Genomic DNA, 11162 nt, shown 5'->3' with positions numbered 1-11162 from the left:
GCCAGGTGTCATCTTTCTCGACCATATAAACAGAGGTAACCCCACCCCTCATCTGGGCCAGATCGAGAGCACTAACCCCTGTGGGGAACAACCCCTCCTCCCCTATGAGGGCTGCAATTTGGGCTCCATAAATCTGGCAAAGATGACCCAAAATGGCCCAGAGGGTCATGAAATAGATTGGGATAGACTCAGGCGTACGGTACGCCTCGCGGTCCGCTTCCTCGATGATGTCATCGAGATAAATCACTATCCTCTTCCACAGATCGAGAAGCTCAGCCGGGGCAACCGCAAGATCGGCCTGGGGGTGATGGGGTTTGCCCACTTCCTCATCCTCATGGAGGTATCTTATGATTCTGAGGAGGGAATTCGCCTGGGGGAGGAGGTGATGGGGTTCATCCAAGAGGTTGGACATGAGGCCTCCCTGGAATTGGCCAAGAGTCGTGGTCCCTTTCCGAATTTTCCCGGGAGCCGCTACGATCAGGAGGGGAAACCACCCTTGAGAAACGCCACCGTAACCACCATCGCCCCTACAGGGACCCTCAGCATTATCGCCGGTTGTTCCTCAGGGATAGAGCCACTGTTTGCCCTCAGCTATACCAGGAGGGCCTTGGAGGATGTGGAGCTCTTTGAGATTGACCCGCTCTTTTTGCGCCTGGCCAAAGAGATAGGGTTTTGGCGTCCTGAACTGGAGGATACCCTACGACAGACCGGCCTTTTGCAGGCAGAAAAGGAGATACCCCCTTGGGTGCGGCGGCTCTTCGTCACTGCCTTCGATATCCCTCCTTCCCGACATGTCCAGACGCAGGCCGCCTTTCAGCGGCACACCGACAACGCCGTCTCAAAGACCATAAACTTCCCCTCCCACGCTACTAAGGCCGATGTCCAAGAGGCCTTCCTCATGGCCTATCAAATGGGTTGCAAGGGGGTTACCATCTACCGGAGTGGTACCAGGGCGGGACAGGTCCTCACCTGTGGCTTGAATCAGCTTTGTTAGCTAACTATGAAAATCCAATTTATTCCCCTCCCCCCTTTGATGGGGGAGGGGAAGGATTTGAGTAAGGTTGTTTTCTGAGTAATTTGGAGAAGGTCTGGGGATTTATAATTAAAGCACCCCAGGGAATTTCTTCTTATATGCCAAGATGATGATCTCCACGGTCCCATCCAGATTGATATTGGTGGTGTTGATCACCAGATCATAGTGCCGGTGGTCAGTGATATCTTGGTCGTAGTGTCTTTTGATGAAATTTCTCTGTTCCCGGTCCCATTTATCCAAGAGCTTGATGGTTTCCTTCTCTTTAAAACCGTACTTCTGGGCTGCAAACCGCGCACGTATCTCTGGTTCACCCACCAGGCGGACCCGCAGGGCATCTTGGGGGGAAAGGATGAAATTGGCCCCCCTGCCCACGATGATACTCCCTCCAGCTTTACTCAAACTTTTAATGAAACGTTTTAAATGTTGTACATATTCGTCTTGAGAGACCTCATGGTCCCGGCGAAAGACGTTGGCGAACTCCTGAAAGGTGTTTCTGTCTCTTTCATCCAAGAAGTCCAGATGCCTTTCGTCCGCCCCCAGAGTATCAGCAATCTCCTTGATGATGTTTTTGTCATAATAGGGCCACCCTAATTTTTTGGACAATCGCTCGGCCACTGACAGCCCTCCAGCCCCCCGTTGTCTGGATATAAGGATGAGGGGCCTTATCTTCTTCTTCCGCTCCAGCTTATCCTTCTCTTTAATGAACCACTCTTTTATGTGTGACTCTATGATCACCTGTAGATTGGGATTTCTGATCCTCATTGAACACCTCTTCCTTCACCATTTCTTTGTGAGTCTCCTATGCTATGACAGGCAAGAGTAATATGTCAACCTCCTATCACCTCTCACACTCCCTTATCAGATCCTCCAGTTGTCTCTTCTCATCCTCATCCTGATAGTATCTCCAGGCCTTGCGGAAGTGGAAGAGCGCGGTCTCCCTTTCCCCCTTCTCTTTAAAATAAAGGCCAAAGTTTTTATGCGCCGGACCAAGGAGCCCCTTCATGCTGTATATCACGCCTAGGTTGTGATAGATCTCCACCTTCTGAGGATCTAACTCCAGCACCCGGCGGTAGAGGGAGAGGGACTGGTCCCATCTGCCTTCCTCCTGATGCCCTTGGGCCAAGTAATAGAGGATGGTAGTATCGTGGGGAAAGGAATTCAGGGTCGACTGCAAGGTCTGCAGGGCCCTGCCGACCTCTTTCGCCTGGAAATAGGCAATGCCCAGTTCTCGCATGATGTATCCATTCTTCGGTGAGGCCTTCAGTGCCGCAACCAAGATGGGGATGGCTTCTTTTGCCCTCCCTGCCATGACATATGAGACGCCCAGACCGTAGAGCGTGTTTACATCCCCAGGTCTTTCCCGCAGCAGGGAGGAGAAACGGTCGATGCCTGCCACCGCACCCCTCTCTTTTATAAAAAGCCTTATTTGGATCTTCTTTAGATCCCCGGCTGCTGCTGGGTGTGGTGAAGGGGGTTTAGGGGCACTCAAGAAGATGTCCGAAAGGTAGGTGATCCGGAAATCAACCCCAGGATGGGTGGAGAGGTAGGTAGGGATGTTGGGTGAGACATACCTCTGCCAACGATAGATCTTTTTGAGAAATATCACCATGGCCCGCGGATCGTACCCCGCACCCATCATGTACGTAGTCCCTTTTTGATCCGCCTCCACCTCGTTCTCCCTGGTATACTTGAGCATCAAGGATTGGGCCATGGCCATAGCGCTGGTGGCCAAGGCACCAGTACCTTTGGCGTCTTGCGAGAGGAAGGCCCCTGCGATGATGGCCGCCAGAGTGGCAAGGGAGATGCGCTTGGCCCTCTCCATCGCCTTGGCGATATGCCTCAGCACAGAGTGGCCGATCTCATGGCCGATGACCCCGGCCAACTCGTCCTCCTCGTCCACCAACCTGATTAGCCCGCTGCTGACGAAGATATGACCTCCAGGGATGGCAAAGGCGTTGGGTTCTCTCTCTTTGATGACGTAGAAGTGATAGGGGAACCGGTGGTCTCGGGCCTCCTCTAAGAGGCGCCTGCCGATCTTGTCCACATATCCCCTGGTGAGGGGGTCGTCAATGACCTCCAAATTTTGTTGGAGTTGTTGGGCCAGCTTGTCCCCCAGCTCCTTTTCTTCTTCTACGCTCATATAGGCCATCCCCGGGGTGGGAAGGCAGGCAATAACAAGGAGGCAGAAGGCCAATATCAAGCTGACGCATCCAAAGGGAAAAAAGGGGATTGCCCGACAGTTCATGGATGTCTATTCCTCGTCCAATTTGAAGAGTTTCTTCACCACGTCCACATATAACTCCCCTTCGGAGTCCTGACCTGTCTTCTTCAGTAGGGTGATGGGGTCGTGAAGGATCTTTTTGACGATAGCAGCGGTGAGGGCCTCCAGGGCCTTTCTCTCTTTTTCTGAGATCTGGGGGAAGGAGGAAAGGGTCTTCCCCAACTCCCTCCTCCTTATCTCCTCAATTTTCTCCTTTAACGAGACGATGGTTGGGACCACATCCAGGGATTGATACCAGCAGCAGAATTTCTCCACCTCCGTGGTCACGATCTCTTCGGCCCTTTGAGCCTCTTGTTGGCGATCCTTGATGTTCGCCTCAGCCACCTCCTGCAGGTCATCGATGTCATAGAGGTAGACGTTATCGATGGAGTTCACCTGCGGGTCGATGTCCCTGGGCACGGCGATATCGATGAAAAAAAGGGGTCTATTCTTCCTCTCCCTGATGATCTTGGAGACCTCTTCCTTCTGCAAGATATAGTCCGGCGAACCTGTGGAACTAATGACGATGTCCACCCGCAAGAGGGAGTTGGGGAACTCTGGAAAGGGGATTGCGTCACCGTGGAACCTTTCAGCCAATTCCATGGCCCTCTCCCAGGTCCGGTTGGCCACGATGACCCTCTTTACACCCCCTCGGGCCAGGTGTTGGGCGGCCAGTTCGCACATCTCCCCCGCCCCGATGATCAAGACCTCTCTCCCCTCCAGGTGGCCAAAGATCTTTTTAGTCAACTCCACGGCGACAAAGCTTACCGATACCGCCCGGTTCCCGAGGCTGGTCTCGGTCCTCACCCTCTTGGCCACGGAGAAGGCCCTATGAAGCAACTTGTTCAACAGGGTACCGGTGGTCCTGGCGGCGTGGGCCATTCGATAGGCCTCCTTTATCTGTCCCAATATCTGGGGTTCACCCACCACCATGGAGTCGAGGCTAGAGGCCACCCGAAAGATGTGTCTTACCACCTCCTCGCCTTGGAGGACATAGAGGGCGCCCTCGAACTCCGACAGGGGGAGATGGTGCTGATGGGCAAGAAATCCCTTGATCTCCTTGACCCCCCGCTCCGGAGCCCTGGTCGCTGCATAGATCTCCACGCGGTTGCAGGTGGAAAGGATCAACCCCTCGGCAAGGCTGAAAAGATCCTGAAGCGCCTTCAGGTATCGATCCAGGCCCTCCTCGGGAAAGGAGATCCTCTCCCTGATCTCCAGGGGGGCCGTACGGTAGTTGGCTCCGACCAGTATGACCTCCCTCATAGATCACCTAAACCACTCGGCATAGGTATGAAGCCCCTCCAGCAGGAGGTTGACCCCCAGAAAGGTGAACAGGACTGCCCCGAACCCCACAATGGACATGATGGCCGCCTTTTTCCTCCTCCACCCCATTGTCAGCCGTTGATGTAAGAGGGCGGCGTACAGCAGCCAGGTGATCAAGGACCAGGTCTCTTTGGGGTCCCAACTCCAGTACGATCCCCAGGCGTACTCCGCCCACACCGCACCGGTGATAATCCCTATGGTGAGCAGGGGGAAGCCGATGGTCAGAGACCGGTAGTTGATCTCATCGAGGACCTCCAAAGAGGGAAGCCGTTGAGAGAGGGCCCCTGCCCGCTTGGACTTGACGAGTCTCTCCTGAATGAGATAGATCACCCCCGCACAGAAGGCAAGGGCGAAGATGGCATCTCCTAGAAAGGCGAAGGTGACGTGGATGGGGAGCCAGTAACTCCTGAGGGAGGGGGGCAAGGAAAGGATTTCCTTTGGAAGGATGGCGGCCCAGATGACCATTAGCAAGGCAAGGGGGGAGATGAAAGACCCCAGCACGTCTACCCTGTATCGATGACGCAACAGCAAAAAGAAGCCGATAATGGCCCAGGCGAAAAAGGAGAGGGATTCATGGAGGTTGACCACAGGAGTATGGCCTGCCTCGCTATATCTCATCACGAGGGTAAGGCAATGGGAGATAAACCCAAGACCCAGAAGGAACCTCCCAGCCCAAGCCGCCCTCTCTTTGGAGAACAGGAGGTAGATGAGATAGGAGATGGTGCCAAGGAGGTAAAAGACCAGGGTGATATTAAAGAAAAAAAGATTCATAACTTTGTGCCGTATAACTAATTTTTATCATATACCTTTCTCCTTTTTCAATACCAATAGTGAATAGAAAGGCTACCAGTTCTTGGTAAGCCGGTGAAAGCTCCAGTTCATGGGGAGGTAGAAGAGGGGGTGGATGCGAGGGGGTTTGATGATCCTTTGAAAGATGGACCTTAAGGAAAAGGTCTCCTTCCATATCCACCGCATCCCTTTTTCCAGCTCCTCCACGCCCATCAAGAGGGGTTGATAGACGGCGTTCAAGGAGTCGTATTTCTGCCAATCTTTGGTCAGGAACCTACCCTCCCTTTCCAGCCGCTCAAATGACTCCGTGCCGGGATATGGTGTCATGATGAAGGCCAAGGACCAGTCAAGCCTATTCTCCACGACGAAATCGAGGGTCCTCTGGAATACCCCTGGGTCGTCGTCGTCCAGGCCCACAACAAAGGTCCCCATGATCCCGATCCCATATCCATGGATCTTTCTGACCGCCTCCCTGTATTTATGGGGCTTATTAAACCCCTTTTTCATGATCTCCAGGTTCTTGGGAGAGAGGGATTCAAAGCCGATGTTGACGGCGGTGCAGCCACTGGCGGCAAAGAGCTGGAGGAGTTCATCATCGTCGGCGATGGAGACCGGGGCATGTCCCCACCACAGCAGGTCGTAGTCCTTCAATAGTGAGAGCAACTCGATGGCAAATTTCCTGTCTGAGACCACATTGTTATCGATGATATACAAAAGCCTCCTCTTTAAAAAATATGGTAAGTCTCTGCTTATGAAGGAGAGGATCCTCTTGGCCCAAGGGGCCATGACCGGCCCCGCTCCGAACATGGCCTCTAGCTCCTTAGCGATCTCCTTTAGGGGGCGGTTTCGATATTGGTTGCCGAAGAAACGGGATACCTGGCAAAAATCGCACCGGTGGGGACAGCCACGGGTCGTCTCGAGGAGTTTCAGGGGAAAATAGAAGCGAGGGTTCAACAGCTCTCTCCTGGGCAGGGGGATCTCATCACCCCTTACCCACCCATCGGCTCGGTATACCCTCTTTAATCTGCCACAGCAGAAGTCCTCCAGGAGCTGAGGCCAGGTGACCTCTGCCTCACCGATCACCACCGCGTCCACATGCTCCAGGGCCTCTTGGGGTAGTATGCTGGCGTGGACACCACCCATCACCACCGTTACCCCTCTCTTGCGAAACTCCTCCGCGATCTGATAGGCCCTGGGGGCCACCGGCGTCTGAGCCGATATCCCCACCAGGTCGACCTTTTCATTGAAGTTTACGGGTTCATAGGCCTCGTCCACGATCCTCACCTCGGCATCCGGGGGGGTCACAGCGGCCACATAGGGGAGGTTCAAGAAGCCAAGTCGGAAGAGAAAGGCCTCCTCCTTTTTCCTCTCCCGCTCTGGTGCGACAAGGAGGATCTTCATAGATGTCCTGATCTCCTGGAATCTTTTGAAGACTAATTATATCTTGGAACCGAGGGGAAATTCAATGGAAAAAGAGATTGTGGCTGAATCCTTACCTTGCGTGTTGCCTATTCATTTTTGTATTACCCGCAAAGTTGATATGTCTATTTCATTGCCCTTTTTAGTACTGTGATAATACCACTGTTTGTTTTCAACAGAATATACTAAATTCCATTTGTAGCTCCACGGAAGCCTACGTTCTTTGCCCTTAAGATCGGTTACGTAAAACGTGCATCCCTCTTCAGGTTTAATCTGCATTCGGTTTCCTACAGGACTATAAATTATACCATTGTAACCTTTACTCCATTCATCAGGATCTAGTCCAATATCAGTAAACCTGTAATCACCCCAACTTCTTGGGTATCTACCCCTTTTCTTATAAAATCCCTCTATTAAATCTATCATACCCGTGCTTATTTCTTTAAAAGTAGACCCTAAGCTCGTAAGAGGTTTTTTCGGAGCTGGAGGTTTCGGAGGTATAGGAACTGGCGGTTCTGGAGCTGGAGGTTTAGGAGGTTTTGGAGTCGGAGGTACGGGAGCTGGAGGTTTCGGAACTGGGTGTGAGGTAGTTGGCAAGAAATGCATTGAACATGCCACTACTGGGTAGTAGGAATCAACAAGTTCTGCTGGAATCAATACATATTCCCCTCCCAATGGGCAGTTGGGTTCACTCTGCAGGTATCCTTCAGTTACCAGTTGCTTTAGGTTTTTTAGCTCGGTATTGGGATTATCATTGCAATACTGCACAATTATTTTTTGCAGAGCATCCCTGTTTACATGACATTGAGTTGAACGTGCCTTCTTGATGTAGTTCACATATGCTGGAAGCGCCACAGAGGCCAAAAGGCCTACAATGGCTATAACCATAAGGATCTCTATCAAGGTAAATCCTTTAAGATTGCCTTTAAATATTTTCATTTTATTACCTCAGGAATAGGATATTTCTTGCTCACACGGATTTCCTTGACGCCATGGAGTTCTGGATTGGGACAGCTCACCACTGTGTCTCCTTTTATCTTCTTCACCACATAGGGCTTCTTGCTGACAGGACAAACCATATCTCTGCCAGGCAACTTGCCTTCTTGCAGCAGCTTGGATATGTGCCAGAGGTTTTTGATGCACTGGTCAGTCTGTGCATCTGTTGAATATGTGCCGTGTCTGAGGGGCTTACCCTCTTTAAAGGCGGAAATTAGTTTAGGTGATTGTATGGCGATTATTGAAATACATGCCAGGAAAATGATCCATTGAAGCACCAGTCGCGCCCTGCTTTTCCTTTTACGTTTTATTGGCGGTGGTTCTGCCTTCTCAGGTACGTACTGCTCTGCAAGCTCGATCATACAACTGCTGCAGTAATCAGCGTCCTGTTCATCCTCGCTGAGCGGTTTCCCACACCTTTTGCAAACTGCACCCAAAAATTTTTCATCAGCCACCTTTGTCTTCTCCTTTGTTGCAGTTTTCAAGGGCATTTTTCACCCTCAACAATAATATATCCTTCTGGGTTGGCTTCTTGATATAGTCCATTGCTCCAAGTTCCAGTCCCCTTTTCGCATCTTCCGGATCTGTCCTGGATGTCAAAAATATCACCGGGGCTTCTATCCCTTTTTGACTCTTCATCTCCAGTAATTTAAAGCCATCCAGGTTGGGCATGTTAACATCCGAAATGATCAGATCAAATTTATGTCTGCCCAATTGAAGGAGGGCATCAATGCCATCTTCTGCAAGGACTACGGTATAGCCATGGTTTTCCAGGAAGCGAGCTATCAATCTTTGAGAATCCTTATCGTCCTCCACAACGAGGATCGATATCTTATCTTTTATCTTCTTCTCGGTGACAGGCATTCGGTGGTCTTCTTTTTTAGGTCTCTTTTGTTCGAATGCCAACTCTTCCACCAGCACCGTTTCATAAACGTCCTTTGGAGAGAAAAGGAGCTCTTTTACTTTTTCTACAGCATGGTAGCTAACAAGAAAATCTCCCCTATCTCTGATAAAGTTTCTTATCTCAGAAATAGGCACGCCTGAGCGAACCATTTCAGAGATTTCAGGGTCAAATTTTATTATTTCATATATCCCTTCTCGTCCATGGTAGCCGGTGTTGTTACATTTCGGACATCCGACAGGATGCGCGACCTGGGATGGGATCTCATCAGTAAATGGCGAAATCATATCAATCTCTTCCTGAGAGATCTGGATTATCTTCTTACAATGCGGACAAAGCCTTTTCAGCAATCTCTGGGCTACAACACCGATGAGGGGATCTGCCATTGTACCCCGATCAATGCCCAGTCTTTCAAGACGGAAAATTGCAGTGGTAGCATTGGATGTATGCAAAGTAGTGACGGTCAGATGGCCTGTGCTGGCAAAGTCCATTGCCATTTTAGCAGAATATTGATCCCTGATCTCTCCCAAGAACAATATGTCAGGATCCTGCCTCACAGCTGATTTGAGAAGTGATTCAAAGGTAACCCCGGCCTTTTCATTCACCTGTTGCTGATTGGCAAATGGTATATAGTATTCCACAGGGTCTTCTGCGGATATCAGGCTTCGTGTTTTACAATCTATATGGAATAGGAAACTGTAAATGGTTGTAGTCTTTCCTGACCCTGTGGGCCCTACGATCAGGATGACTCCATGGGTTCGTTTGGCAAAATCAATCATGGTGTTGACCTGTTTATCTGCCATACCGAGTTCTTTCAGGTCTTTTGGTTTGGCGCTCGGTTCCAGTAATCGAATAATAAGGCTTTCACCATTAGGTGTGGAAGTGGTAGCCAGTCTTAACTTGAAGGTCTTGTTGTTTATGGTTGCTGCAAAAGATCCGTCCTGAGGCTTCCTTTTCTCAGCCAAATCAAGGCCTCCCAGTACCTTGAGCCGGGATATGAGTTTAACGCCTGTGTTCTTTTTCAGGGCAAAAGAATCCCTCAAATCCCCGTCAATCCGAAAGCGGACAACAGTTTCGGTCTCCTTGGGTTCTATGTGGATGTCGCTGGCCCTTTCCAATACGGCTTTATTGATCATGGTGTTGGCAATATAGACAATAGGGTGTTTTTCAATTTCCTTTTTTGACATCTGTTTGATCAACTCGCTGGTAGGCCCCTCAATTTTTTGTGTGTCTTCAGCTATGGCGACCCTTTTGGCCGGTGTCTCCCCGCCAAGGTCTGCTCCATATTTAAATAATAATTCAATATGTTCAGGTTCGGTTATTGTGAGTTTGAAAGTTTGATCCTTCCCTGTAAGTTTGTTTAAACTATCCAGGAGTTCCAAGTTAAAGGGATTGCTCAGTGCAAAGGTATTCCCTTCACCCCCATCGCTCAATGCAACAACGAGGTTTGTCCTGCAAAATGGTATCGGAAGCACTCCTAATTGAACATCATAAGGGTTGATTTGGGAGATATAAGGTAGTTTTAAAAAATCAGCGATATATTTAGCCATCTGGCTGTTTGTGATCCCTAGGTAACGAACGATTAAATAAATTTGAGAAGGCGAAATAGCAGAAAATTTAACCCTCTTTTCAGACTCAAGATCTAACTGATCGAACAGAAATTCCTTGAATTGGAGAAAATAGGATGGCTGCATCCCTTCCTCAGATGGGACAGCATCTTTGTGCAGTTCCTTCCATTGGGTATTCGTCTTTAGATGTGTACGAGCCTTGTGAATAAGGATTTCTTTTTGAATAGGTTTCACAAGGTAGTCAACAGCGCCAACGGAAAAAGCCCTGGCCTTGTCCTGTTCTTCTCCCAGGGCGGTTATAAATATCACGGGGATGTAGGCAGTTTCGCTGTTTTTTTGCAGTCTTGAACAAACCTCGTAGCCATCCATTCTTGGCATCATAACATCAAGCAGAATAAGATCAGGTTTGTTGGTTTTAACAATTTCTAGCCCTTTGAGGCCGCTGTCGGCACAAATCACATTATAGCCGTTGCTCGTCAGGAGTCGTTCCATCAGCCTCAGCTGATCATGATTGTTGTCAATGACCAAAATTAAGGGCTTTACGGTACTATTCATAGACTACCTCAACACGCTCAAGGTAGTGTAAGAGTTCGTCAACCCACCTTCGCGTTTCTTCGGTATTTTTTGTCTTTGCGGCATCTTCAAGTGATCGGCCTATCTCGGTGATGGCGTCAAATCCATATCCCCCACCAGACCCTTTCATACTATGGCCCAAAATTCGAATAGTTTCATAATCACCTTTAGTCAGGGCTTCCTGCAATGTTTTTACATCATTACGCCTGTTTTCAAGAAATCCGGGTATAAGATCCTCGATCTCGGGATCCACATGGACAATTATTTTTTTCTGATTCGCGCTGTTATCCTGTGTCATGG

Annotated in this window: 10 protein-coding genes; 1 reads left to right on the top strand and 9 read right to left on the bottom strand. The window is 49.8% G+C overall.

Annotated elements, in window-relative coordinates; all coding sequences use genetic code 11:
• Positions 1–994: ribonucleotide-diphosphate reductase subunit alpha (locus JRI46_02425; GenBank protein MBW2038442.1), on the top strand; the 994-nt coding region annotated here is incomplete at its 5' end.
• A 108-nt stretch (positions 995–1102) separates the two neighbouring features.
• Here the strand turns inward: JRI46_02425 and JRI46_02420 are convergent.
• The 9 genes from JRI46_02420 to JRI46_02380 form a co-directional block, all read right to left on the bottom strand.
• Complete coding sequence (locus JRI46_02420; protein ID MBW2038441.1) at positions 1103–1795, bottom strand: cytidylate kinase-like family protein; 693 nt, start codon at positions 1793–1795, stop codon at positions 1103–1105.
• 76 nt (positions 1796–1871) lie between these two features.
• Positions 1872–3278, bottom strand: a complete 1407-nt coding sequence (locus tag JRI46_02415) for a M48 family metalloprotease (GenBank protein ID MBW2038440.1) — start codon at positions 3276–3278, stop codon at positions 1872–1874.
• Between the two features lie 6 nt (positions 3279–3284).
• Positions 3285–4556 (bottom strand): glutamyl-tRNA reductase, encoded by a 1272-nt coding sequence (locus tag JRI46_02410; protein MBW2038439.1) that lies wholly within the window; start codon positions 4554–4556, stop codon positions 3285–3287.
• Positions 4557–4559: 3 nt separating this feature from the next.
• Positions 4560–5387, bottom strand: coding sequence for a c-type cytochrome biogenesis protein CcsB (ccsB, locus tag JRI46_02405; protein ID MBW2038438.1), 828 nt, complete (start codon positions 5385–5387; stop codon positions 4560–4562).
• Positions 5388–5459: 72 nt separating this feature from the next.
• The gene (locus tag JRI46_02400) at positions 5460–6806 is read right to left on the bottom strand and encodes a B12-binding domain-containing radical SAM protein (GenBank protein ID MBW2038437.1); all 1347 of its coding nucleotides are present in this window, start codon (positions 6804–6806) and stop codon (positions 5460–5462) included.
• A 111-nt stretch (positions 6807–6917) separates the two neighbouring features.
• Complete coding sequence (locus tag JRI46_02395; GenBank protein ID MBW2038436.1) at positions 6918–7763, bottom strand: prepilin-type N-terminal cleavage/methylation domain-containing protein; 846 nt, start codon at positions 7761–7763, stop codon at positions 6918–6920.
• Complete coding sequence (locus JRI46_02390) at positions 7760–8275, bottom strand: hypothetical protein (protein ID MBW2038435.1); 516 nt, start codon at positions 8273–8275, stop codon at positions 7760–7762. Before JRI46_02390 ends, JRI46_02395 begins: the two co-directional genes overlap by 4 nt.
• Positions 8268–10844, bottom strand: a complete 2577-nt coding sequence (tadA, locus tag JRI46_02385; protein MBW2038434.1) for a Flp pilus assembly complex ATPase component TadA — start codon at positions 10842–10844, stop codon at positions 8268–8270. The genes JRI46_02390 and tadA overlap by 8 nt, the downstream gene beginning before the upstream one ends.
• On the bottom strand, positions 10837–11160 hold the full coding sequence (locus tag JRI46_02380; GenBank protein ID MBW2038433.1) for an Hpt domain-containing protein: 324 nt from the start codon (positions 11158–11160) through the stop codon (positions 10837–10839). The genes tadA and JRI46_02380 overlap by 8 nt, the downstream gene beginning before the upstream one ends.
• Positions 11161–11162 lie beyond the last annotated feature (2 nt).

It is taken from the genome of Deltaproteobacteria bacterium, from assembly GCA_019308925.1.
Taxonomy (GTDB): domain Bacteria; phylum Desulfobacterota; class B13-G15; order B13-G15; family RBG-16-54-18; genus JAFDHG01.
This window is presented reverse-complemented; position numbering and strand designations above follow the sequence as displayed.